General features: G+C 57.6%; 19 protein-coding genes and 2 tRNA genes. 15 read left to right on the forward strand and 6 right to left on the reverse strand.

Translation table 11 applies throughout. The features are described from left to right. Window positions 1–155 precede the first annotated feature (155 nt). The 15 genes from ftsH to KDX37_RS22205 all read left to right on the forward strand — a co-directional run bounded on the left by ftsH (window position 156) and on the right by KDX37_RS22205 (window position 15,329). The gene (ftsH, locus tag KDX37_RS22135) at window positions 156–2,057 is read left to right on the forward strand and encodes an ATP-dependent zinc metalloprotease FtsH (RefSeq protein WP_231655162.1); all 1,902 of its coding nucleotides are present in this window, start codon (window positions 156–158) and stop codon (window positions 2,055–2,057) included. An 8-nt stretch (window positions 2,058–2,065) separates the two neighbouring features. Next, the gene (gene folP / locus KDX37_RS22140; protein ID WP_231655163.1) at window positions 2,066–2,917 is read left to right on the forward strand and encodes a dihydropteroate synthase; all 852 of its coding nucleotides are present in this window, start codon (window positions 2,066–2,068) and stop codon (window positions 2,915–2,917) included. Window positions 2,918–2,933: 16 nt separating this feature from the next. Then, window positions 2,934–4,277 (forward strand): phosphoglucosamine mutase, encoded by a 1,344-nt coding sequence (gene glmM, locus KDX37_RS22145; protein ID WP_231655164.1) that lies wholly within the window; start codon window positions 2,934–2,936, stop codon window positions 4,275–4,277. Window positions 4,278–4,343: 66 nt separating this feature from the next. Beyond that, window positions 4,344–5,099 carry a triose-phosphate isomerase gene (gene tpiA, locus KDX37_RS22150; protein ID WP_231655165.1) on the forward strand — a complete coding sequence of 252 codons (756 nt, stop codon included), beginning with the start codon at window positions 4,344–4,346 and terminating at the stop codon, window positions 5,097–5,099. Between the two features lie 4 nt (window positions 5,100–5,103). Further along, a complete protein-coding gene (gene secG, locus KDX37_RS22155) occupies window positions 5,104–5,484 on the forward strand; it encodes a preprotein translocase subunit SecG (protein WP_231655166.1) in 381 nt (126 codons plus the stop codon). A gap of 46 nt (window positions 5,485–5,530) precedes the next feature. Continuing rightward, window positions 5,531–5,616 (forward strand) — tRNA-Leu (locus KDX37_RS22160). A 95-nt stretch (window positions 5,617–5,711) separates the two neighbouring features. Next, window positions 5,712–5,788: transfer RNA gene (locus KDX37_RS22165), tRNA-Met, on the forward strand. Between the two features lie 130 nt (window positions 5,789–5,918). Beyond that, a complete protein-coding gene (gene rimP / locus KDX37_RS22170) occupies window positions 5,919–6,377 on the forward strand; it encodes a ribosome maturation factor RimP (protein ID WP_231655167.1) in 459 nt (152 codons plus the stop codon). Between the two features lie 59 nt (window positions 6,378–6,436). Next, entirely contained in the window at window positions 6,437–7,918 is a 1,482-nt protein-coding gene (gene nusA, locus KDX37_RS22175) for a transcription termination factor NusA (protein ID WP_231655168.1), read from the forward strand. Window positions 7,919–7,945: 27 nt separating this feature from the next. After that, window positions 7,946–10,477, forward strand: coding sequence for a translation initiation factor IF-2 (infB, locus tag KDX37_RS22180; RefSeq protein WP_231655169.1), 2,532 nt, complete (start codon window positions 7,946–7,948; stop codon window positions 10,475–10,477). A 159-nt stretch (window positions 10,478–10,636) separates the two neighbouring features. After that, complete coding sequence (gene rbfA / locus KDX37_RS22185; RefSeq protein ID WP_231655170.1) at window positions 10,637–11,053, forward strand: 30S ribosome-binding factor RbfA; 417 nt, start codon at window positions 10,637–10,639, stop codon at window positions 11,051–11,053. A 3-nt stretch (window positions 11,054–11,056) separates the two neighbouring features. Beyond that, a complete protein-coding gene (gene truB / locus KDX37_RS22190; protein ID WP_231655171.1) occupies window positions 11,057–11,974 on the forward strand; it encodes a tRNA pseudouridine(55) synthase TruB in 918 nt (305 codons plus the stop codon). Between the two features lie 159 nt (window positions 11,975–12,133). Then, complete coding sequence (rpsO, locus tag KDX37_RS22195) at window positions 12,134–12,403, forward strand: 30S ribosomal protein S15 (RefSeq protein WP_002555121.1); 270 nt, start codon at window positions 12,134–12,136, stop codon at window positions 12,401–12,403. Window positions 12,404–12,578: 175 nt separating this feature from the next. Then, window positions 12,579–14,684, forward strand: a complete 2,106-nt coding sequence (gene pnp, locus KDX37_RS22200; protein WP_231655172.1) for a polyribonucleotide nucleotidyltransferase — start codon at window positions 12,579–12,581, stop codon at window positions 14,682–14,684. A gap of 291 nt (window positions 14,685–14,975) precedes the next feature. Then, window positions 14,976–15,329: a BON domain-containing protein gene (locus KDX37_RS22205; protein ID WP_231655173.1), complete on the forward strand. Its 354-nt coding sequence runs from the start codon at window positions 14,976–14,978 to the stop codon at window positions 15,327–15,329. A gap of 161 nt (window positions 15,330–15,490) precedes the next feature. On the opposite strand, the gene KDX37_RS22210 is transcribed toward KDX37_RS22205, so the two are convergent. The 6 genes from KDX37_RS22210 to acs all read right to left on the reverse strand — a co-directional run bounded on the left by KDX37_RS22210 (window position 15,491) and on the right by acs (window position 24,231). Then, the gene (locus KDX37_RS22210; RefSeq protein WP_264759352.1) at window positions 15,491–15,787 is read right to left on the reverse strand and encodes a DUF2845 domain-containing protein; all 297 of its coding nucleotides are present in this window, start codon (window positions 15,785–15,787) and stop codon (window positions 15,491–15,493) included. Window positions 15,788–15,825: 38 nt separating this feature from the next. Continuing rightward, a complete protein-coding gene (locus KDX37_RS22215; protein WP_231655175.1) occupies window positions 15,826–18,795 on the reverse strand; it encodes a DUF748 domain-containing protein in 2,970 nt (989 codons plus the stop codon). Window positions 18,796–18,905: 110 nt separating this feature from the next. Then, window positions 18,906–19,922, reverse strand: a complete 1,017-nt coding sequence (locus KDX37_RS22220) for a class I SAM-dependent rRNA methyltransferase (protein ID WP_231655176.1) — start codon at window positions 19,920–19,922, stop codon at window positions 18,906–18,908. Window positions 19,923–20,064: 142 nt separating this feature from the next. Beyond that, window positions 20,065–21,243 carry an acetyl-CoA C-acetyltransferase gene (locus KDX37_RS22225; RefSeq protein ID WP_231655177.1) on the reverse strand — a complete coding sequence of 393 codons (1,179 nt, stop codon included), beginning with the start codon at window positions 21,241–21,243 and terminating at the stop codon, window positions 20,065–20,067. Window positions 21,244–21,374: 131 nt separating this feature from the next. Next, window positions 21,375–22,241, reverse strand: coding sequence for an oxygenase MpaB family protein (locus KDX37_RS22230; protein ID WP_231655178.1), 867 nt, complete (start codon window positions 22,239–22,241; stop codon window positions 21,375–21,377). 52 nt (window positions 22,242–22,293) lie between these two features. Further along, window positions 22,294–24,231 carry an acetate--CoA ligase gene (gene acs / locus KDX37_RS22235; RefSeq protein WP_231655179.1) on the reverse strand — a complete coding sequence of 646 codons (1,938 nt, stop codon included), beginning with the start codon at window positions 24,229–24,231 and terminating at the stop codon, window positions 22,294–22,296. Window positions 24,232–24,305 lie beyond the last annotated feature (74 nt).

The following is a 24,305-nucleotide window of genomic DNA, read 5'->3' on the forward strand; positions in this document are numbered from 1 at the left end:
CAGCATAACTGAACATTGCGTAGTCAAAGTTTCACAAAGGGTTACAGACGTTGCCTGCCACATCTGTGGGTTCTGTAGTAAGTTAGGCCGGTGAATATCATGCGAGGCACGCTTCCTGCGTGGAGCTTGCTTCAGAGGGTAGCTAATTGAACGATATGGCAAAGAATTTGATCCTGTGGTTGATCATCGCGGCTGTCCTTGTGACGGTGATGAACAACTTCTCCAGCCCGAACGAGCCGCAGACCCTCAACTATTCCGAGTTCATCCAGCAAGTGAAGGATGGCAAGGTTGAGAAAGTTGCCGTCGACGGTTATGTCATTACTGGCAAGCGCAGCGATGGCGACACCTTCAAGACCATCCGTCCTGCGATCCAGGACAATGGCTTGATCGGTGACCTGGTTGATAACCACGTGGTCGTCGAAGGCAAACAGCCTGAGCAGCAAAGTATCTGGACCCAGTTGCTGGTGGCCAGCTTCCCGATCCTCGTGATCATTGCTGTGTTCATGTTCTTCATGCGCCAGATGCAGGGCGGAGCCGGCGGCAAGGGCGGCCCGATGAGCTTTGGCAAGAGCAAGGCTCGTCTGCTGTCCGAAGATCAGGTCAAGACGACCTTGGCTGACGTCGCTGGTTGTGACGAAGCGAAGGAAGAAGTAGGCGAACTGGTCGAGTTTCTGCGCGATCCTGGCAAGTTCCAGCGTCTGGGTGGCCGCATTCCTCGCGGTGTACTGATGGTGGGCCCACCGGGTACCGGTAAGACACTCATCGCCAAGGCCATTGCTGGCGAGGCGAAAGTGCCGTTCTTCACCATTTCCGGTTCCGACTTCGTTGAAATGTTCGTGGGTGTGGGTGCGAGTCGTGTTCGCGACATGTTCGAGCAGGCCAAGAAACACGCGCCGTGCATTATCTTCATCGACGAAATTGACGCCGTAGGTCGCCATCGTGGTGCCGGTATGGGTGGTGGTCACGACGAGCGTGAGCAGACACTCAACCAGTTGCTGGTGGAGATGGACGGTTTTGAAATGAATGACGGCATCATCGTCATTGCTGCAACCAACCGTCCTGACGTACTTGACCCGGCGCTGCTGCGTCCAGGTCGTTTCGACCGTCAGGTAGTGGTCGGTCTGCCGGATATTCGTGGTCGTGAACAGATTCTCAAGGTTCACATGCGCAAGGTTCCGATGGGCGAAGATGTGAATCCGGGTGTTATCGCTCGCGGCACGCCTGGCTTCTCGGGTGCCGATCTGGCGAACCTGGTGAACGAGGCTTCACTTTTCGCTGCCCGTTCAGGCAAGCGCATCGTCGAAATGAAAGAGTTTGAACTCGCCAAAGACAAGATCATGATGGGCGCCGAGCGCAAGTCCATGGTCATGTCCGAGAAAGAAAAGCAGAACACTGCCTACCACGAAGCGGGTCACGCTATCGTCGGTCGTCTGGTGCCTGAGCATGATCCGGTCTACAAGGTTTCGATCATCCCTCGTGGCCGAGCGCTGGGCGTTACCATGTTCCTGCCGGAAGAAGATCGTTACAGCCTGTCCAAGCGTGCGCTGATCAGCCAGATCTGCTCCCTGTACGGCGGACGTATCGCAGAAGAGATGACGCTTGGTTTCGACGGTGTCACCACCGGTGCCTCCAACGACATCATGCGAGCCAGCCAGATCGCCCGGAACATGGTTACCAAGTGGGGCCTTTCGGAAAAGCTGGGTCCGCTGATGTACTCGGAAGATGAAGACTCGGGTTACCTGGGTCGTGGTGGCAGCCAGAACTCGAACTTCTCTGGCGAAACCGCCAAGTTGATCGACTCTGAAGTGCGCAGCATCATTGATCACTGCTACGGCACTGCAAAACAGCTGCTCACCGATAACCGTGACAAGCTGGATGCAATGGCCGATGCGCTGATGAAATATGAAACCATCGACGCTGACCAGATCGATGACATCATGACCGGCCGTCCTCCGCGCGAACCGCGTGACTGGGATGGTGGCTCGGGCACCAAAGGTACGCCGATCCCTGATCTGCGTCCGGAAACGCCAATTGGCGGCCCGGCTGCAGAACTTTAAGGTCTGACATGACATCTGCGCTGTACCCAACCCGGTTGCCTTGCGGCAACCGGGTTCTTGATTTGGCCCGGACGCATGTCATGGGTATCCTCAACGCAACCCCGGACTCATTCTCGGACGGCGGACGCTTCAGTCAACTGGATGCCGCCCTGCGTCATGCAGAGGCGATGGTGGCTGCGGGTGCGACCCTGATCGACGTGGGTGGAGAGTCCACACGCCCTGGTGCGCGCTCTGTTTGCGCAGCAGAAGAGCTCGAGCGTGTCGCGCCCATCGTCGAGCGCATTGCTTGCGAACTCGATGTGATCATTTCGGTTGATACGTCAACGCCTGAGGTCATGCTGGAAACGGCCAGGCTGGGTGCGGGGCTCATCAACGATGTTCGCTCGTTGCGTCGCCAGGGCGCGCTTGAGGCCGCCGCCAGCACTGGTTTGCCAGTCTGTCTTATGCATATGCTGGGTGAGCCCGGCGATATGCAGGATAATCCTCGCTATCACGACCTGATTGCAGAAGTGAGCGGCTTTCTGGTTGATCGCGTCAATCAGTGTGAGGCAGTGGGCATTAGCCGGGACCGAGTTGTGCTTGATCCCGGCTTTGGCTTTGCCAAGACGCTGGAACACAACCTCAGCCTGTTCAGGCATATGGAGCGCTTGCTCGCTCTGGGTCACCCATTGCTTGTAGGCGTGTCTCGCAAGAGCATGATTGGTGCGGTGTTGAACCGTCCGGTGGATGAGCGTTTGTTCGGTGGGCTGGCGTTGGCTGCCTTGGCGATGACCAAAGGCGCGAGAATTTTACGTGTGCATGATGTTGCCGAGACGGCCGACGTGGTGCGCATGATTGCAGCTGTCGAAGCAGCTGAATAACAACAGTGGGGCATCCATGACTACCAGAAAATATTTCGGAACCGACGGCATTCGCGGTCGTGTAGGACAGTTCCCTATCACTCCAGAGTTCATGCTGAAGCTGGGCTGGGCTGCTGGCATGGCATTCCGCAAGCTTGGCGCATGCCGAATCCTTGTCGGCAAGGACACGCGAATTTCGGGCTACATGTTCGAATCGGCGCTGGAAGCAGGGCTTTCTGCGGCAGGTGCAGACGTCATGTTGCTCGGCCCGATGCCGACGCCCGCCATTGCCTATCTGACGCGCACGTTCCATGCGGAAGCGGGTATCGTCATCAGTGCTTCGCACAATCCTCATTACGACAACGGCATAAAATTCTTTTCCGGGCAGGGCACCAAGCTGCCCGACGAAATAGAGATGATGATCGAAGAGCTACTGGACGCACCCATGACCGTTGCCGAGTCAGAGAATCTCGGCAAGGTCTCGCGTATCAATGACGCTGCGGGTCGTTACATCGAATTCTGCAAAAGCAGCGTCCCGACCAGCACTGACTTCGCAGGCCTCAAGGTAGTGATCGACTGCGCGCACGGTGCGACTTACAAGGTCGCGCCCAATGTGTTCCGTGAGTTGGGTGCGCAGGTGGTGGTGCTTTCCGCTCAGCCTGACGGGCTCAACATCAACAAGAACTGCGGCTCGACCCACATGGAAGCGCTTCAGGCTGCCGTATTGGCAGAGAAGGCCGACATGGGCATCGGCTTTGATGGTGACGGCGATCGGGTCCTGATGGTTGACCATACCGGCACGATCGTCGACGGCGACGAGTTGATCTACATCATTGCAAGCGATCTGCATGAGCGTGGTCGCCTGCAAGGCGGTGTTGTCGGTACATTGATGAGCAATCTGGGTCTTGAACTGGCACTGGCCGAGCAAAATATTCCATTTGTCAGGGCTAACGTGGGCGATCGTTATGTGATTGCCGAATTGCTTGAGCGCAACTGGCAGATCGGCGGCGAGAACTCAGGTCACATCGTGTGCTTCCAGCACGCGACGACTGGCGATGCGATCATTGCAGCCTTGCAGGTCATTCTGGCGCTTCGTCGCAAGGGCATCAGTCTGGCCGAGGCGCGTTTGAAGTTGCGCAAATGCCCGCAAATACTCATCAACGTACGGTTTGGCGGTGCGGGTGTTGATCCTGTGAATCACCCGTCGGTCCAGGACGCGTGTGCCCGGGTGACCGAGCAGATGGCAGGTCGCGGGCGGGTTCTGTTGCGTAAATCCGGTACCGAGCCACTGGTTCGCGTGATGGTCGAAGGCGAGGATGAAGCGCAGGTCAGGGCCTACGCAGAAGAACTGGCAAAACTGGTTACTGAAGTTTGCGCCTGATTTCGGCTTGCCAGTCTCGAAACTGTTGGGTAACATCTGCGCCCACTTTGACCCACGAGGTGTAGCATGCGTCGTCCAATGGTAGCTGGTAACTGGAAAATGCACGGTACCCGCGCCAGCGTCGCGGAGCTGCTCGCGGGTCTTGAAAAGCAGACGCTGCCTGGCAGCGTCGATGTGGCGGTATTTCCGTCGACTGTGCATGTAGGTCTGGCTGTCGAAGGCGTACGTGGCGGGTCGATCGCTGTAGGGGCGCAGAACTGCGCGCATCAGGCAGGGCAGGGCGCGTTGACCGGCGAAGTGTCTTCCGGTCAATTGCAGGACGCCGGTTGCAAGCTGGTACTTGTTGGGCATTCGGAGCGTCGCCAGATTCTGGGCGAAAGCGATGAAGTCCTGATTCGCAAGTTCGCAGCGGCCCAGGAAAGCGGCCTTGTGCCGGTACTGTGCATTGGCGAGACGCTTGAAGAGCGTGAAGCTGGCAAAACTCTCAAGGTTGTCGGTCATCAGCTTGGCAGTGTCATCGCGAAGCTGGGCATCAACGCTTTCGTGAATGCGGTCATCGCCTACGAGCCCGTCTGGGCTATTGGTACCGGGCTGACCGCTTCGCCGCAACAGGCGCAGGATGTGCACGCAGCCATTCGTGCGCAGTTGGCAAAAGAGAATTCTGAGGTCGCACAAGGCGTGCGACTTCTTTATGGCGGCAGCGTCAAGGCGGCCAATGCGGTCGAACTGTTCAGTATGCCGGATATCGATGGGGGGCTCATTGGTGGAGCTTCCCTGAATGCAGATGAGTTCGGTGCGATCTGTCGCGCCGCGGGAAACTGAGAAAATGCTGGAAACAGTCGTAGTCGTTTTTCATCTGTTGGGTGCTCTGGGCGTTGTTGCCCTGGTATTGCTGCAGCAGGGTAAAGGTGCGGATGCAGGCGCATCGTTCGGAGCCGGTGCTTCAAATACTGTCTTCGGAGGTCAAGGAACCTCTACCTTTCTTAGTAAATTTACTGCTATACTTGCGGCATGTTTTTTCATAACCAGCTTGGGGTTAGGATACTTTGCTAAAGAGAAAGCTCAACAGCTGACTCAAGTAGGGTTGCCAGATCCAGCGGTGTTGGAAGTGAAGCAAAAGCCGGCTACAGATGATGTTCCGGTGCTCGAAGGGCAAAAGCCAGCAGTTGTTCCTGCTGACGTACCTCAAGCCCCACAGCAGAAGTAATACAGAATTCGGCGATGTTTTAGAGGTCGCCAAAAAGAGTTGTAATGCCGAGGTGGTGGAATTGGTAGACACGCAACCTTGAGGTGGTTGTGCCCATAGGGTGTAGGGGTTCGAGTCCCCTTCTCGGTACCAATTAACAGGAAAGCCCGCACTAGCGGGCTTTCTTGTAGGTGGATGTTCGATTGACCGCGCAGGTGATCAGTCGTATACTTCCGCCCCAGCTTTGTCGCGGGGTGGAGCAGCTTGGTAGCTCGTCGGGCTCATAACCCGAAGGTCGTTGGTTCAAATCCAGCCCCCGCAACCAGTTTTAGCGGAGCCCCTTTTCAGGGGCTTTTTGTTAGCTGGACAGTACATGACGTCGATGTTCAACGGCGTTTTCAGGGATGGGCTTTCGCCCATTTTTTTATTTTTAAAGCATGCACGAGGGGGTTCAGGTGTCGAGCAAGCTAGAACAGTTGCAGGCCTTGTTGGTCCCGGTGGTCGAGGCTCTTGGCTATCAATGCTGGGGAATCGAGTTTATTTCCCAGGGCCGACATTCACTGCTGCGCATTTATATCGACAAGGAAGGTGGTGTTCTGGTGGAGGACTGCGAAATCGTCAGTCGCCAGATCAGCGGCGTATTGGATGTAGAAGATCCGATCAGCGCTGAATACACCCTTGAAGTGTCCTCTCCCGGCATGGACCGCCCGCTGTTCACTCTTGAACAGTTTGCTTTGCACGCTGGAGAACAAGTGAAAATAAAGCTGCGCTCGCCCTTCGATGGCCGACGCAACTTTCAAGGTCTTCTCCGCGGGGTGGAGGATCAGGATGTCGTGGTGCACGTTGAAGACCACGAATACCTGTTGCCGATCGACTTGATCGACAAGGCCAACATTATTCCCACGTTTGACTGAGACGTGCCAGATACTGCGGATCCCGCGGATCCAATGGCTTGCGAAAGGCGAGGCGTACGATGAGCAAAGAAGTACTGCTGGTTGTTGAGTCGGTGTCCAATGAAAAGGGCGTTCCGGCAGGAGTGATTTTTGAAGCACTGGAGCTGGCCCTGGCCACTGCTACCAAAAAGCGCTTTGAAGATGAAGTTGAACTGCGTGTGGAAATCAACCGTCAGACGGGTAACTACGAGACTTTCCGTCGCTGGACAGTGGTCGAAGACGAAGATCTGGACGATCCAGCTTACGAGTTGGCAGTTGATCAGGCCCAGGCCAAGAAGCCGGGCGCGGTTGCTGGCGATTTGATCGAAGAAAAAATCGATTCCATCGAGTTTGGCCGCATCGCTGCACAAACCGCCAAGCAAGTCATTGTGCAAAAGGTTCGCGAGGCTGAGCGTGCTCAGGTCGTTGATGCCTACCGTGAACGTCTCGGCGAAATTATTTCTGGTACTGTTAAAAAGGTTACACGTGACAATGTCATCGTTGACCTTGGTAACAATGCCGAAGCTTTGCTTGCGCGTGAAGACATCATTTCCCGGGAGACTTTCCGGGTCGGTGTTCGCGTTCGTGCATTGCTCAAGGAAATTCGCACCGAAAACCGTGGTCCTCAGTTGATCCTGTCGCGTACTGCGCCAGAGATGCTGATCGAGCTTTTCCGTATTGAAGTACCGGAAATTGCCGAGGGTCTGATTGAGGTGATGGCTGCCTCTCGTGACCCGGGTTCGCGTGCAAAAATCGCTGTTCGCTCCAAGGACAAACGAATCGACCCGCAAGGCGCCTGTATCGGCATGCGTGGTTCGCGAGTTCAGGCTGTTTCCGGCGAGCTGGGTGGCGAGCGTGTGGATATCGTGCTTTGGGACGATAACCCGGCACAGTTCGTGATCAACGCAATGTCTCCTGCTGAAGTAGCGGCAATCATCGTAGATGAAGATGCGCATGCAATGGACATCGCTGTTGGCGCGGACAACCTGGCCCAGGCTATTGGCCGTGGTGGTCAGAACGTTCGTCTGGCGAGCCAGTTGACTGGCTGGACCTTGAACGTAATGACCGAATCGGACATCCAGGCCAAGCAGCAAGCTGAAACCGGTGACATCCTGCGCAACTTCATCGAAGAGCTCGAAGTCGATGAAGAGCTGGCTCAGGTGCTGGTTGATGAAGGCTTCACGAGCCTGGAAGAGATTGCCTACGTACCGTTGGAAGAAATGCTCAACATCGACGGCTTTGACGAAGACATCGTCAACGAGCTTCGCGCTCGTGCCAAGGATCGTTTGTTGACTAAAGCCATCGCTACTGAGGAAAAGCTGGCAGACGCCCATCCGGCCGAAGACCTGCTCTCGCTTGAGGGTATGGACAAGGATTTGGCGATGGAACTGGCGGTGCGCGGCGTAGTTACCCGCGAAGACCTGGCCGAGCAGTCTATAGATGACCTGCTCGACATCGACGGCATTGACGATGATCGTGCCGGCAAGTTGATCATGGCCGCCCGAGCCCATTGGTTCGAGTAAGTAGGCGCGGCCTGAGGAGAGAAGTGCATGACGCAAGTCACGGTGAAAGAACTGGCCAAAGTGGTCGACACACCGGTAGAGCGCCTGTTACAGCAGATGCGTGAGGCAGGTCTGCCGCACACCGCCGCCGAGCAAGTTGTGACCGATAACGAAAAACAGGCTTTGTTGACGCATTTGAAAAGCGGTCACAAGGCCAAGGTGGAAGAGCCTCGCAAGATTACCTTGCAGCGCAAGACCACCAGCACCCTGCGCGTTGCTGGCAGCAAGAGCATCAGCGTTGAAGTGCGTAAAAAGAAAGTCTTTGTGCAGCGTAGCCCGGAAGAAATCGAAGCCGAGCGCAAGCGCGAGATGGACGAACGCCGTGCGGTAGAAAATGCCGCTCGTCAGAAGGCTGAAGAAGAATCCAAGCGTCGCGCTGAAGAAGATGCGCGTCGTCAGCCTGCTGCCGGCCAGACCGAGCAAGCCGCATCCGCTCCTGCCGAGGCAGTTGCTTCCGAACCTGTGCGTGAAGCACCGGCCGCTGCTGCTCCGGCACCTGCCAACGCAGCACCTGCTGCTGATGCCCGCAAGCGTGATGAGCAGCGTCGCCCGGACAAACCGCGCGCCGATGATCGTAATGCACGTGGTGGTGACGGTGAGCGCAAGAATGCTCCGCATCGTGCGTCTGTCAAAGAGAAAGCTCCGGCTCCACGCGTTGCTCCTCGTACGACTGACGAAGAAAGCGATAGCTTCCGTCGCGGTGGTCGTGGCAAGTCCAAGCTGAAGAAGCGCAACGCGCACGGTTTCCAGAGCCCTACCGGTCCTGTGATTCGTGATGTTGCCATCGGCGAGACCATTACTGTCGGCGAGTTGTCGGCACAGATGTCGGTCAAGGCTGCTGAAGTCATCAAGTTCATGTTCAAGATGGGCACTCCGGTGACCATCAACCAGGTTCTGGATCAGGAAACTGCCCAGTTGATCGCCGAAGAGCTGGGCCACAAGGTCACGCTGGTCAGCGACAACGCACTGGAAGACTCCCTGGCTGAATCGTTGAAGTTTGAAGGCGAGACATTCTCCCGTGCTCCGGTTGTGACCGTAATGGGCCACGTTGACCACGGTAAGACTTCGCTTCTCGACTACATCCGTCGTGCCAAGGTTGCTGCTGGCGAAGCCGGCGGTATCACCCAGCACATCGGTGCTTATCACGTTGAAACCGAACGTGGCATGGTGACCTTCCTCGACACCCCTGGTCACGCCGCGTTTACCGCCATGCGTGCTCGTGGTGCCAAGGCGACCGACATCGTGATTCTGGTTGTTGCTGCCGACGACGGCGTGATGCCGCAAACCATCGAAGCTGTTCAGCATGCTGTTGCAGCTGGCGTTCCGCTGGTAGTTGCAGTGAACAAGATCGACAAGCCAGGTGCTGATCTCGATCGCATCCGCAGCGAGTTGTCAGTCCATGGCGTGACGTCCGAAGAGTGGGGCGGTGATACGCCGTTCGTTTCGGTATCCGCGAAAATGGGTACTGGCGTAGACGAGCTGCTGGAAGCTGTTCTGCTGCAGGCCGAGGTTCTGGAACTCAAGGCCACTCCTTCGGCTCCGGGCCGTGGTGTGGTTGTCGAGTCCCGTCTGGACAAGGGCCGTGGCCCGGTTGCAACTGTTCTGGTTCAGGACGGTACGCTGCGTCAGGGCGACATGGTTCTGGTTGGATCTAACTTCGGTCGTATCCGCGCCATGCTCGACGAGAACGGCAAGCCGGTCAAAGAGGCAGGTCCTTCGATTCCGGTCGAAATCCTGGGTCTTGATGGCACGCCGGACGCTGGCGACGAGATGTCTGTACTGGCTGACGAGAAGAAAGCCCGTGAAGTCGCTCTGTTCCGCCAAGGCAAGTTCCGCGAAGTCAAACTCGCTCGTGCTCATGCCGGCAAGCTGGAAAACATCTTCGAGAACATGGGTCAGGAAGAGAAGAAGACGCTTAACATCGTCCTCAAATCCGACGTCCGTGGCTCGCTGGAAGCATTGCAGGGCGCCTTGGGCGGCCTGGGTAACGATGAAGTGCAAGTGCGCGTAGTCGGTGGCGGTGTCGGTGGTATCACCGAGAGCGACGCCAACCTGGCACTGGCCTCCAACGCTGTACTGTTCGGCTTCAACGTTCGTGCCGATGCCGGCGCGCGCAAGATCGTCGAGCAGGAAGGTCTGGACATGCGTTATTACAACGTGATCTACGACATCATCGAAGACGTCAAGAAAGCCCTTACCGGTATGCTTGGCAGCGACGTTCGGGAAAATATCCTGGGTATCGCTGAAGTCCGCGATGTGTTCCGTTCGCCGAAGTTCGGCGCGATCGCGGGCTGTATGGTGCTGGAAGGCGTTGTACACCGTAACCGTCCGATCCGTGTTCTGCGTGAAGACATCGTTATCTTTGAAGGCGAGCTGGAATCCCTGCGCCGCTTCAAGGACGACGCTGCCGAAGTGCGTGCTGGCATCGAGTGCGGTATCGGCGTCAAGAGCTACAACGACGTCAAGGTCGGTGACAAGATCGAAGTCTTCGAGAAGGTCCAAGTGGCTCGCAGCCTCTAAATCGCGAGCCTCAGGAGTCATGTCGGGAATGTCGCATGAAAATGCCATGTTTCCAGCATGGGCTCTAAACGCAACGCCCGGTCCGACATTTGTCGGGCCGGGCGTTTGCCGCTTTCAGACTGTCAGGGTTTGGTCCCGGATCAGTAACAGGTAACAAGCATGGCAAAAGAATATAGCCGTACCCAACGCATTGGCGATCAGATGCAGCGCGAGCTGGCTCAACTGATCCGTCGCGAAATCAAGGACCCACGCGTGGGTCTGGTCACTATCACCGCCGTAGACGTCAGCCGTGATGTCGGTCATGCAAAGATCTTCATGACGGTCATGGGCCAGGACAGCGCAGAAGAAATCGCGCAAAGCATCAAGGTGCTGAACTCGGCTGCAGGCTTCCTGCGCATGCAGTTGGCGCGTGAGATGAAATTGCGCAGCGTGCCTCAGTTGCACTTCCACTACGACGAAAGCGTCGTTCGTGGTGCCCATCTCTCGGCCTTGATCGAGCGTGCTGTTGCCGAAGACGGGCAGCATCAGGAAGGTCAGGCATCGCAAGGCGTCAAGCCTGACAGTACCGAGGAGTAAAGGGTGGCTCAGGTCAAGCGTATACGCCGCGATGTCAGCGGGATCATCCTGCTCGACAAGCCACTGGGTTTCACTTCCAACGCGGCCCTGCAAAAGGTCCGTTGGTTGCTCAATGCAGAGAAGGCCGGGCATACCGGCAGCCTGGATCCACTCGCAACGGGTGTGCTGCCGTTGTGCTTTGGTGAGGCCACCAAGTTTTCGCAATACTTGCTCGATTCCGACAAGTCCTACGAAACCCTGGCGCAACTGGGCAAGACCACCACCACAGCCGACTCCGAGGGCGAAGTTTTACTGACGCGTCCGGTGACCGTTGGTCGCGACGATATCGAAGCCGTTTTGCCTGCTTTTCGCGGGCAAATCAGTCAGATACCTCCGATGTACTCGGCTCTTAAGCGTGATGGTCAACCCCTTTATAAACTGGCGCGTGCAGGTGAAGTAGTGGAGCGCGAGCCTCGTTCTGTTACTATTGCGCGCTTGGAATTACTGGCCTGCGAAGGCGAGACTGCACGTCTGTCAGTCGATTGCAGCAAAGGCACCTACATCAGGACACTGGTCGAAGACATCGGTGAAAAGCTGGGGTGCGGTGCTTATGTCGCAGAGTTGCGTCGCACGCAGGCAGGCCCTTTCAGTCTGGCCCAGACGGTCACGCTGGAAGAGCTCGAGCAAGTGCATGCCGACGGTGGCAATGAAGCAGTTGATCGCTTCCTGATGCCATCTGACAGCGGATTGCTTGATTGGCCGTTGCTGAAGTTTTCGGAACACAGCTCGTTCTACTGGCTGCATGGTCAGCCGGTTCGAGCACCGGACGCGCCGAAGTTCGGCATGGTTCGGGTACAGGATCACGAAGGTCGCTTCATCGGTATTGGTGAAGTCAGCGAAGACGGGCGCATTGCGCCGCGTCGTTTGATTCGGTCAGAGTGACCGAAACCAGTTCATCGGCAGGCCAGCCTGTCGATGAGGTGGAGCGAGGATGGCTGTCAACAGGCACGGTCACGCCTCATTTTTTAATACGAGGATTTGTCCTCGGCCTGTTGGAAACGTTTCTCCGGAAGCGCTTCCTTGAATATAAGGATTGCCCACATGGCACTCAGCGTTGAAGAAAAAGCTCAGATCGTAACCGACTACCAGCAAGCTGTTGGTGATACTGGTTCGCCAGAAGTGCAAGTTGCACTGCTGACCGCCAACATCAACAAACTGCAAGGCCACTTCAAGGCCAACGGTAAGGACCACCACTCGCGTCGTGGTCTGATCCGTATGGTAAACCAGCGTCGCAAGCTGCTGGATTACCTGAAAGGTAAGGACGTTAGCCGTTACAGCGCCCTGATCGGTCGCCTGGGTCTGCGTCGCTAATAACGACGTTGCTAGAGGTTGGTTGTCTGTCGCGAACCACCGGGCTTGCCCGGTGGTTCGGGCAGGCTCCCAGCCTCAAGTTTTATCTGGACTGTGGAAGGGGCCGATTCCCCTCTCTGCCCAAGAATTCGCAAGAAACCAGTTCCCCAAGAGCCACAAAGAAAGGTAGGAAACCGTGAACCCGGTAATCAAGAAATTTCAGTTCGGTCAATCGACCGTAACCCTCGAGACTGGCCGTATCGCCCGTCAAGCTTCCGGCGCAGTATTGGTCACCGTTGACGACGATGTCAGCGTGTTAGTGACTGTGGTCGGCGCCAAGCAAGCTGACGCTGGCAAGGGCTTCTTCCCTCTGTCCGTGCACTACCAGGAAAAAACCTACGCTGCCGGCAAGATTCCTGGCGGTTTCTTCAAGCGTGAAGGCCGTCCTTCCGAGAAAGAAACCCTGACCTCGCGTCTGATCGACCGTCCGATCCGTCCGCTGTTTCCGGAAGGCTTCATGAACGAAGTGCAGGTTGTCTGCACCGTCCTTTCGACCAGCAAGAAAACCGATCCGGACGTCGCTGCGATGATCGGTACTTCGGCTGCTCTGGCAATCTCCGGTATTCCGTTCGACGGTCCGGTTGGCGCTGCGCGCGTTGCTTTCCACGAAAGCACCGGCTACCTGCTGAACCCGACCTACGAGCAGTTGCAGGCTTCGAGCCTGGACATGGTTGTAGCCGGTACTTCCGAAGCCGTTCTGATGGTTGAATCTGAAGCCAAAGAGCTGACCGAAGACCAGATGCTGGGCGCGGTCCTGTTTGCTCATGACGAATTCCAGGTTGTGATCAACGCCATCAAAGAGCTGGCAGCCGAAGCCGCCAAGCCTACGTGGGCCTGGCAGCCGAAGCCTGAAGCCACCGAACTGCTGGGCGCTATCCGCTCGGAATTCGGCGACGCTATTTCCCAGGCATACACCATCACCATCAAGGCCGACCGCTACGCGCGTCTGGGCGAGTTGCGTGATCAGACCGTTGCCAAGCTTGCTGTCGAAGAAGGCAGCCCGTCTGCCAGCGAAGTCAAAGCTGCTTTCGGTGAAATCGAATACCGCACCGTTCGCGAAAACATCGTTAACGGCAAGCCGCGTATCGATGGCCGCGACACCCGCACTGTTCGTCCTCTGAACATCGAAGTCGGTGTTCTGCCAAAGACCCACGGTTCGGCATTGTTCACCCGTGGCGAAACTCAGGCGCTGGTCGTGGCCACTCTGGGTACTGCGCGTGACGCACAGCTGCTCGACACCCTTGAAGGCGAGAAGAAAGACCCCTTCATGCTGCACTACAACTTCCCTCCGTTCTCGGTGGGCGAGTGCGGTCGTATGGGTGGCGCTGGTCGTCGCGAAATCGGTCACGGTCGTCTGGCACGTCGCAGTGTTCAGGCCATGTTGCCGGGCGCTGACGTTTTCCCGTACACCATCCGTGTTGTGTCGGAAATCACCGAGTCCAATGGCTCCAGCTCCATGGCTTCGGTCTGCGGTGCTTCGCTGGCACTGATGGACGCGGGCGTTCCGATGAAGGCACCGGTTGCCGGTATCGCCATGGGTCTGGTCAAGGAAGGCGAGAAGTTCGCGATTCTGACCGACATCCTGGGTGACGAAGACCACTTGGGCGACATGGACTTCAAAGTAGCCGGTACCTCCAAAGGTGTTACCGCGCTGCAGATGGACATCAAGATCAAAGGCATCACCGAAGAGATCATGGAGATCGCTCTGGGCCAGGCCCTGGAAGCTCGCCTGAACATCCTCGGCCAGATGAACCAGATCATTGGTCAGTCGCGTACCGAACTGTCGGCCAACGCTCCGACCATGATCGCGATGAAGATCGACACCGACAAGATCCGTGACGTTATCGGTAAAGGTGGCGCGACCATCCGTGCGATCTGCGAAGAGACCAAGGCTTCGATCGACATCGAAGACGACGGCTCGATCAAGATCTTTGGCGAAACCAAGGAAGCGGCCGAGGCAGCACGCCAGCGCGTTCTGGGTATCACCGCTGAGGCCGAAATCGGCAAGATCTACGTTGGCAAGGTTGAGCGCATCGTCGACTTCGGCGCATTCGTCAACATCCTGCCTGGCAAGGACGGTCTGGTTCACATCTCCATGTTGAGCGATGCTCGCGTAGAGAAAGTGACTGACATCCTTAAAGAAGGTCAGGAAGTTGAAGTACTGGTACTGGACGTGGACAACCGCGGCCGTATCAAGCTGTCGATCAAGGACGTTGCTGCTGCAAAAGCATCCGGCGTCTGATTGATCAGACCCGCGATGTAGAAAAGGGCCCCTCGGGGCCCTTTTTTTATGTGGTTAATTAACAGGTTATGAAAATACCGGCCATCAGGCCAGACAGGAACATGCATCTTGCAAGTGTTAATCAAGCGTAACGGGCAATCTGCACGATAACGGGAAAATACTAAAATCATAAGCTATTGATTTGCTTGAGTATTATCAGGTTATGGTTGTTGGCACACGCCTTGCGATATACCTGATAACCCTGCCGCCACTCACCCTGGCGCAGATTTTGAGAAAAACAGGAGTTATCGTATGAAGAAGTTCGCTATCGTTGCTGCCACCGCTACTGCCCTGACTCTGTCCCTGGCGGGTACCGCGTTCGCCCAGACCTCGGCTCAAGCCCCGATGGTCCTCGCAGCAAACACCACGACTCAAGAAGTCAAAGAAGATACTTCTGATACCTGGATCACCACCAAAGTCAAAGCTGACCTGCTGACCGAAAAAGGCATCCCAGGTTCGGACATCAAGGTTGAAACCAACAAAGGCGTGGTTTCCCTGTCTTCGATGGTAAAAGTGACCGAAGCTCAGAAAAGCACTGCCGTTGCTATCACCAAGAAGATCAAAGGTGTTAAAGACGTATCGGCTGCCGGCTTGAAAGCTGAGTAAGCAATAGAACGTTGCACATGGACACCCCAGTCATCTGATGATGGAAGGTTCATGCGAGGCCACAAGGATGTGGCCATTACAGGCCCCGACTGAAGAGTCGGGGCCTGTTCTATTGTGGGCGGGAAATAATCATTGGAAGATTCAGAAGGTCGCGCTATAGGTCAGCTACGACGTTTGCTTTCGATCCTGACCAGCCGACCGCCTTCGAAGCGCAAATACTGATACATGCCGTGATCAGGCCCGTAGATCCATTCTTCGATTCTGACCGCAGGAGCGCTGCCATAGCGACGGCCGTAAGTCTCTCCGGTGCTCAGGACTTCCTGGCTGACCGGCTCTCCACACTTTTCCTGAACCCCGAAAAGTCGGTCTCCGGTGCTGATCAATTGGCTGCCGCAACGCAAGGTCGAGGCCGCATTGGCCAGGACAGCCGCTGACCCTGCCGAGACGGCGAGGGTCATGCAGATCAACAGCTTTAAGGGTGACTTGGCCACGTCGATTATTCACTGTCCAGATGGAGCGGGCTGATGACTCTACCATCCGGCTGCGCCTGGCCCAATCGGGCATCCACAAAGTAAACGCGCTCGTCTTCAAGCTTGCCCTTTTCCACCAGATAATCCTTGATGCTGCTGGCTCTGTTCTGACCCAGTTCACGCAGCAGAACTTCGTTGCCACTCCAGAATTGAAGCACCGCTGTGCGCATCTGACGGGTACGTTCTTCCTTGCCCAGATTGGTCCACTCGGCCGGCGGCTGCTGTTTCAGGCGGGTGCGGTAGATCCCTTCAAGCATCGGTGCCTTTTCGTCGTCAGGTACCTCAAGCAACGCAGCCCTCGCAGGCACCTTGTCGCCACGTCGTTGGAGGATCTTGTAGTAGGTGGCCTGGTATTCACGTTCAAGCCGTTGCTGGGCAATCAGCGGGCCGTCACTGCTGGCAGCGCTGGTGCCTTCGATCTCAAGCTTGAGGGCCGGACGCTCCTTAAGGGCTGCCGAGAGCGTATCCAGGGCTTTTTGCGTCTCTGGGCTCAAGTCGCTTGAGCCAGGTGCGAAACTCACGCTGCCAAGGTCCTCAGAGCCGCCACCTGAAACCAGGCCGCCCAGCATCTTGAAGGGCGCCTGTGCGGCACGCAGGACAAGATTGCGCAAGGTTTGCCAGACAATGGGCATGACGCTGAACTGGGGGTTGTTCAAATCGCCTTCCACGGGAAGCTCCAGGGATATCCGGCCCTGAGTGTCCTTGAGCAGCGCGACCGCCAGGCGGATGGGAAGGTCCACCGCGTCGGGACTGTCGACTTTTTCACCGAGTTGCAGTTGCTCGACCAGTACCTTGTTCTGAGCCTTCAGCTGACCTTTGGTAATCAGGTAATGCAGGTCGAGATTGAGGCGGCCCTTGCGGATTCTGAAGCCGGCGAATTTGCCGGAATACGGCGTCAGGTTAGTCAGCTCGACACGTTTGAAGCTGGCGGCAATATCGAGGCTGGCCATTGGATCGAACGGGTTGAGGCTGCCCTTGATGGTGACTGGCGCGTAGCGGTCGACCTTGCCTTCGATGTCGACAGGGGCAGGTTTGGACTGACGGTTGTCGATGGTGCCCACCCGGCCGTTGAGTTGCTGCACGGCGGTAGCGAAATTGGGCGTCAGGGTCATATCGGCAAAATTGGCCGATCCATCCTTGATGTTCACCTCGCCCACGTAAATGGCCAGCGGGTTCTCCTTGGTGGATTTATCCGTCTTTTTGGCTTTTGGCTGCGTGTCTGCGGGTTGAGGAATCAAAAGGTCGTCGACGTTGGTGGTGCGGTCGTCGTTGATCATGAAGCGTGCGTAAGGCTGGGCCAGATTGACCCTGGTAATCGAGAGCCCTGTACCGTGCTGGTAATCAAGCCCTTCGAGCTGCAGCTGCTCCCATTTGAGAAAATCACGTTGCTTCAGGGTATCCAGAGTATGCAACTGATCGACCTGCGCCTTGCCGGTGACGCTGAAAGCCAACGGTTCAGTGTTTTTAAGATTGACCGCCAGGTCGCTTCCGAGCATGCCGCTGCGCAACTCAAGCTTGATGAACGGGCTGATATAGGCCTGGGCGATTCGCAGATCGATGTCGCGGGTCGTGACGTTCAACCGAGCGCTGACTGGGGCAAGATTGACCTCGCCATTGGCGGTGAGCTTGCCCTGCTTGCCCACGCCTGTGTCGAGCTTGACTGTGAAAGGGGTCTTGTTGAGGCTGTCGAAGTTCTGCATGTCCAGATTCAACGGACCGACATCCAGGAGCACCGGTTCTTGCGGTACGCGGTCTGCCAGGTGAACGCTGTAATCGCGCAGTTGAACGTCTTTCAGCACAACCTGCCAAGGTTTGCCAGGCGGCTGGCTCGGTGTTGATGCTGCTGTCGCCTTGGCCGACGCGTCGGTTACCGGAGCAGGCGCTGCGGCCTTTTCATCGATCGCCGGCTTTTTCGGGGCGACCTGCTTGGCTGGTTGGCTGGCAAACAGTTTTTGCCAGTCCAGTTGACCGTCCGATTCTCGCGCGGCCCAGGTCTCGAGCTTTTGACTGCGAATCTTGCCGACGACTACTTGTTGTCTGGCCAGGTCCACTGACGTGTCGCTCACCTCCAGGCGTTGCAGCCGCACCAGAGGGCGACCATCGGGGGTATCAAGTGCAAAGGGCGCGACGCTGGCCGACAGCTTGTCGAGCCTCAGTTCGGTGTCTTTGGACAAATCAAGTGTGTAGGCAGTGCTGAAGTTCAGCACGCCGTCCTTGAGCGCCAACGGCAGCGCATCACGCACGTAAGGCCACCACAGTTTCATCTTGCCGTCGGTGATTTTCAGCGTGCCCTGCGACGTGATCGGCACAAGACTGATTCGACCCACCCAGTCGATCTGTCCGCCGTCCGGGCCCGCAGCGACCAGGGTCATGTCCGCGTTGTCTTCGGGCAAGGTGCTGAGGTTCTTGAGTTCGAAATTCAGCTTGTCGTAAAGAAACTCGATAGGTTCGCTGGGGCGCATGTCCTGAAAATGTACGTAGCCCTCAGACAACTTGATTTCGCCGATACGCAGCGGGAATGGCTTGCCTGGAGCTTCGTCCTTGGCGGGCTCGGCAGCGGGCAGCTTGAACAGTTGTGCGAGGTTCAGCTTGCCTTGTTTGTCGAACAATAACTCGGTTTTTGGCTGGATCAGCTCGACACGCTGCAAGTGCAGTGCGCGGGTCCACAGGCTGTCGATCTGCAGGTTTGCATACAGCTTTTCGAAGGCGATCTGTTCGTTGCCCGGTGTGCCAATATTCAAACCCCAGAGGGTAACCTCCAGCGTGTACGGATTGAACTCAAGCCGTTCAAGCTTCGCCGGAACAGTGGAGTAGGTCGCCAGTTGCTGGTTCGCGACCCGCAGGGCAATGCCGGGAAGAATGAAAAACCCCAGCAGGCTGTACAGCACGAACACAGTCAGCAGGGAGCCAAGCGTGATTTTCAATCCTCTGGACATGGGCAACTACGTCTCGCTCTTTAAGAGGTCCTTGGAGTATGGCATGCCTGTTCGGTTCCCAAGGCACTGCCTTCCTGACATGTAGGAAGTTTCCGATAATCTCGTGCGGATCAAAGCTGCAGGATCAAGGTTTTCAGCGGTGGCTGATTGTCCATTGACGGAAAGTCCTGAGCTGGCTGCATTACCTGCCAGTCGCGGACCGGGCGACCGGTCTTGGTCGCACAGCGCAGCACTTGCTCGCGCCAGTCTTCCATGCTGACCTTTGCCAGGTTGTTACAACAGATCAATACGCCATCGTCGGCAGTGCTCAACAGCGCTGGTTTGAGCAGGCTCTGGTAATCGCGTAACAGGTCGACGGTGCCAAACGCACTCTTGGCCCAGGCATGCGGGTCCAGCAGCACCAGATCGTACTGACACGGTTGCAGTTTCGTGTAGTCAGGCAGCTTGTGATTGCGTCGTGACGCGACCGGCAGACCGGCCAATTGTCGAATCGCCGGGAAGTAATCGGACTGGATGAATTGCATGGCAGGCAATTGCGGGTTGAGCGCGCCGTTCTCACGCCCCAACGCCAGGTTGCTTTCGGCAAAGTCCAGATTGCACACCTCGCGCGCACCTCCCGCTGCCGCGCTCAGACCGACACCACAGGTGTAGGCGAAGAGATTCAGGACGCTTTTACCCGCACTGTGCTGCTTGACCCAGCCGCGCGTGTTGCGCAGGTCCAGAAACAGCAGCGGATCCTGGCCCGCATGACGGCCGCGCACTCGGTAGTTCAGACCCCACTCGTGACCGATCAGGTCTTCCAGTGCAGCGTCCTCAGCCTTGTAGACGGCGTCCTGGCGGTCAATGCGCGAGTTGCCTTGCGAGCGGTCGTTGTACACCAGCAGCGTTTCCAGGCCCAGATGGCTGTTGACCTGCGCATGAAGCTCAAGCAGCGCGTCGCGATCAAGAGGCGTATGAAAGCTCTGAATCAGTAGCTGCGGGCCATACCGATCAATGGTCAGCCCGCTGGCGCCTTCCTGACTGCCGTGGAACAGGCGATAGCAGTCGGTGCCTTGCTGGTGGAGTTCGGCGAGCAGTGATTGACGATTTTCGAGGGCGACGCTGAGCGCCTGATTCAGGGAAGACATGCAAAGCGCCTCGGGCTGGAATGAGGCGCGGGAGTTTAACAGCTACCGACAGGTTGACGCTTGTTGTGTGGCCAGCCGCGGATCAGCAAGTGACGACTGCGCAGACGGTGTGAAAGCCACTCACCCCGTCTGCAGGGCGCGATCAGCGTGCCAACGCCAACGCCACACCTTGACCGCCGCCGATGCACAACGTGGCCAGACCTTTGTGAGCATCGCGCTTGATCATTTCGTGCAGCAGTGTCACGAGTACGCGGCAGCCTGATGCACCAATCGGGTGGCCGATGGCGATAGCGCCGCCGTTGACGTTGAGTTTTGCCGGATCCAGGCCCAGTTCCTTGCCAACCGACAGCGATTGCGCGGCAAAGGCTTCGTTGGCTTCGATCAGGTCCAGTTGCTCAAGGGTCCAGCCAGCTTTGGCGAGGCAGCGACGTGTTGCACTGACCGGGCCGATGCCCATGATGGCCGGGTCTACGCCAGCATTGGCATAACCTGCGATGCGTGCCAGTACCGGCAGACCGAGCTGTTCAGCCTTGGCCGCGCTCATCAGCATGACCGCAGCCGCGCCGTCGTTGAGTGACGAGGCATTGCCTGCGGTCACCGTACCGTCTTTTTTGAAGGCTGGCTTGAGCTTGGCCAGTGCCTCGGCAGTGGTTCCGGCGCGTGGCTGCTCATCCGTCGCGAACGACAGCGGATCGCCTTTGCGCTGAGGAATGAGGATTGGTGTGATTTCGTCGACGAAACGCCCGGCCTCGATGGCGGCGACCGCTTTTTGCTGGGAGGACGCGGCGAAGGCATCCTGTGCTTCGCGGCTGATCTCGTATTTCTCCGCCAGGTTCTCGGCGGTGATACCCATGTGATAGTCGTTGAAAGCATCCCACAGGCCATCGCTGATCATGGTGTCGATCAGCGTTGAATGACCCATGCGCAACCCCGTGCGTGCTCCGGGCATCACATAGTTGGACAGGCTCATGTTCTCCTGGCCGCCAGCGATGATGATTTCGGCGTCCCCACAGCGGATGGCCTGAGTGGCCAGATGCAAGGCCTTGAGGCCCGAGCCGCAGACTTTGTTCAGTGTCATGGCAGGGACTGCGAACGGCAGGCCAGCCTTGATGGCGGCCTGACGCGCCGGGTTCTGGCCAGCACCTGCGGTCAGTACCTGGCCCATGATGACTTCGTCTACCTGATCACCTGGTACGCCTGTCTGCTCCAGGAGTTGACGAATGACTGCCGCGCCCAGTTCGACAGCGGGGATGGTGGCCAGAGAGCCCTGGAAACTGCCCACGGCGGTACGGGTGGCGGCAACGATAACGACGTCCTGCATGGTGCTGATCCTCATTGTTATTGGGGCGCTGAACCGAAGGTGTGTCGGCGCGCGGCGATCAAGTGGCTGATGGTGTCATAGATGGGGATCAGGATTCCAACTGCGAACCCGTTGGTCACTTTCTGGCGGGTTCAAAGCCCCATTCGTCGTTTGGCCCGGTGTGACGATCCATCCCTGACCGCCCAGCGCAATATCGGCGCGGTACGGTTGACGCCAAGGCGGATCATCTTGCGCCTGGCAGCGCCTTGATGGACCCCGAGCATGTCGCTGGCCCAGGTCGGCAACAGGTCTATGCCAGCTTGCATCATCAGCACGCCAAATGGTTTGGCCAGCCAATTGGGCGCGGGAGCATCCAGCAGCAGACGCAGCACTTCCCGGCTGCGCTCGTCACACAGCAGCTGCGTCCGGATGTTGGTCAGGTAGTCGGCGATGGCGAGTCTTGATTGCGGTACCTCGCGTGCGCCCAGGCGCTCGGCGATCAGCGCGGTCTCGGCGTAGTACTGGTCCTGGTCTTCCAGCGAAAGCCCCGGATTGAGGTAGCGCATGTGCGCAGCCAGAAAACTGCTGACTTCCGCCACATGCACCCATGTCAGCAGGTCTGGATCGCTGGCGGCATAGGGGCGCCCGTCGGGCGCTGTTCCAGTGACACTCAGGTGGATGTTGCGCACCTTGTCGATCAGCCAGTTGGCGTCCCGCGTAGAGCCGAACGTGGTGCCGGACAGAAACTGCCCGGTACGGCGCAGACGCCCGAGCATGTCCTGACGAAAATTGGAGTGATCCCAGATACCCGCCAACGCCAGAGGATGCAGGGCCTGCAGCATCAGCGCGCTGATGCCGCCGACCAGCATGCTGGTGAAATCACTGTGCACCTTCCAGCACACCGCCTGCGGACCGAACAGGCCTGGATCACCCTTGGGGTTTTCCAGGTCCAGCTGGCCCAGCGACAGCCCGGTCAGGCTGATGACCTGCGTTTCGATGCGGGTACGAATGAATTCCATGGGTTCTCATTATTGAAACAGCGGGCACGGCGCTGACCATGCCTCGCTTGCCTCAACGATTCAAGCGTTTGTCGACAAGATCCTCGACCACGCCAGGGTCTGCCAGTGTGGAGGTGTCCCCCAGACTGTCGAGTTCGTTGCACGCAATCTTGCGCAATATGCGGCGCATGATCTTGCCCGAGCGGGTTTTGGGCAGCGCAGGCGCCCATTGGATAAGGTCAGGCTTGGCAAAGCTGCCAATCTCCTTGCTCACGCGGGCGATCAGCTCTTTTTCAAGCGCTTCGCTGGGCTCGATGCCGTTGACCGGTGTGACGAACGCGTAGATGCCCATGCCTTTTACGTCATGGGGAATGCCCACCACAGCGGCCTCGGCGATGCTGTCATGCAGCACCAGCGCGCTTTCGACTTCGGCGGTGCCGATGCGGTGTCCGGATACATTGATCACGTCGTCCACGCGGCCGGTGATCCAGTAATCACCATCCTCGTCACGACGGGCGCCGTCGCCGGTGAAGTAATAGCCAGGGGCAGGTTTGAAGTAGGTGTCGACCATGCGCTGCGTGTCGCCGTATACGCTGCGAATCTGCCCCGGCCAACTGGCCTTGATTGCCAGCAAGCCACTGCCGGCCCCATCGATTTCATTGCCTTTGTCGTCCAGCAGAACCGGCTGCACACCAAACAGCGGACCCGTTGCGCAACCCGGTTTGATTCGCTCGGCGCTGATCAGCGGCGTCAGCATGATGCCGCCCGTTTCGGTCTGCCACCAGGTATCGACAATCGGGCAGCGCGCCTTGCCCACTTGATGGAAATACCATTCCCATGCTTCAGGATTGATTGGCTCGCCGACGCTGCCAAGCACGCGCAGACTTTCACGGGAGGTGTTCTGAAGAGGCGCAGCCCCTTCACGCATCAAGGCCCGCAACGCCGTGGGCGCGGTGTAGAAGATGTTGACCCGGTGCTTGTCGATGACCTGCCAGAAGCGTGACGAGTCCGGGTAGCTGGGGACACCCTCAAACATCAGGGTGGTTGCGCCGTTGGCCAGTGGCCCGTACACAATGTAGCTGTGCCCGGTGACCCAACCGACATCCGCCGTGCACCAGAACACTTCGCCATCGCGATAATCGAATACGTATTTGTGGGTCATGGCTGCCTGCAGCAGGTAGCCGCCGGTGGTGTGCAGCACGCCCTTGGGTTTGCCGGTACTGCCTGAGGTATACAGGATGAACAGCGGATCTTCTGCGTCCATGGGCTCAGGCGGGCAGTCATCGCTGACGCCGCGAAGGGCTTCGTGATACCAGAGGTCGCGATCTTCCACCCATTCGATTTCGGCTTGCGTGCGCTGGATCACCAGAACCGTGCTGACGTCCGGGCAGTTGTGCAGCGCCTTGTCGACATTGGCCTTGAGTGGGATGTATTTGCCACCGCGTACACCTTCATCTGCGGTGATAACGGTGCGGCAGTCAGCGTCCAGAATCCGGTCGCGCAGAGCATCAGGGGAAAAGCCACCGAACACCACCGAGTGCACGGCACCGATGCGCGTGCAGGCGAGCATGGCGTAAGCGGCTTCGGGAATCATCGGCATGTAGATGCACACTCGGTCGCCCTTTTTTACACCTCGCGCTTTCAGCACGTTCGCCAGGCGGGCGACGTTGTGGTGCAGCTTTTTGTAGGTGATTTCCGCTGACTCGGACGGATTATCGCCTTCCCAGATGATCGCGATCTGCTCGCCTCGATCGGCCAGATGGCGGTCGATACAGTTGTTGCTGACGTTGAGTTTGCCGCCTTCGAACCAGGTGGCTTTCCCGGTCTTGAGGTCTGCGCGATGAACTTGGCTCCAGGGTGCCGACCAGTCGAGAAAAACCTTGGCCTGTTCGGCCCAGAACTGATCGGGGTGGTCCACTGACTGGCGATACAGGCGATGATAATCGGCTGCGCTGAGCTGTGCGGCCTTGCGCACGGCGTCGGCTTTGGGGAAGGCGCTGATGTTGAACATGTTGGCTTCCTTATTCTATGAACTTCAAGAATAGGAGCTTCTGGCGACACAGCAGGTTCAATGAGCCCAATGTC

This window comes from Pseudomonas californiensis (genome assembly GCF_021147775.1).
Taxonomy (GTDB): domain Bacteria; phylum Pseudomonadota; class Gammaproteobacteria; order Pseudomonadales; family Pseudomonadaceae; genus Aquipseudomonas; species Aquipseudomonas californiensis.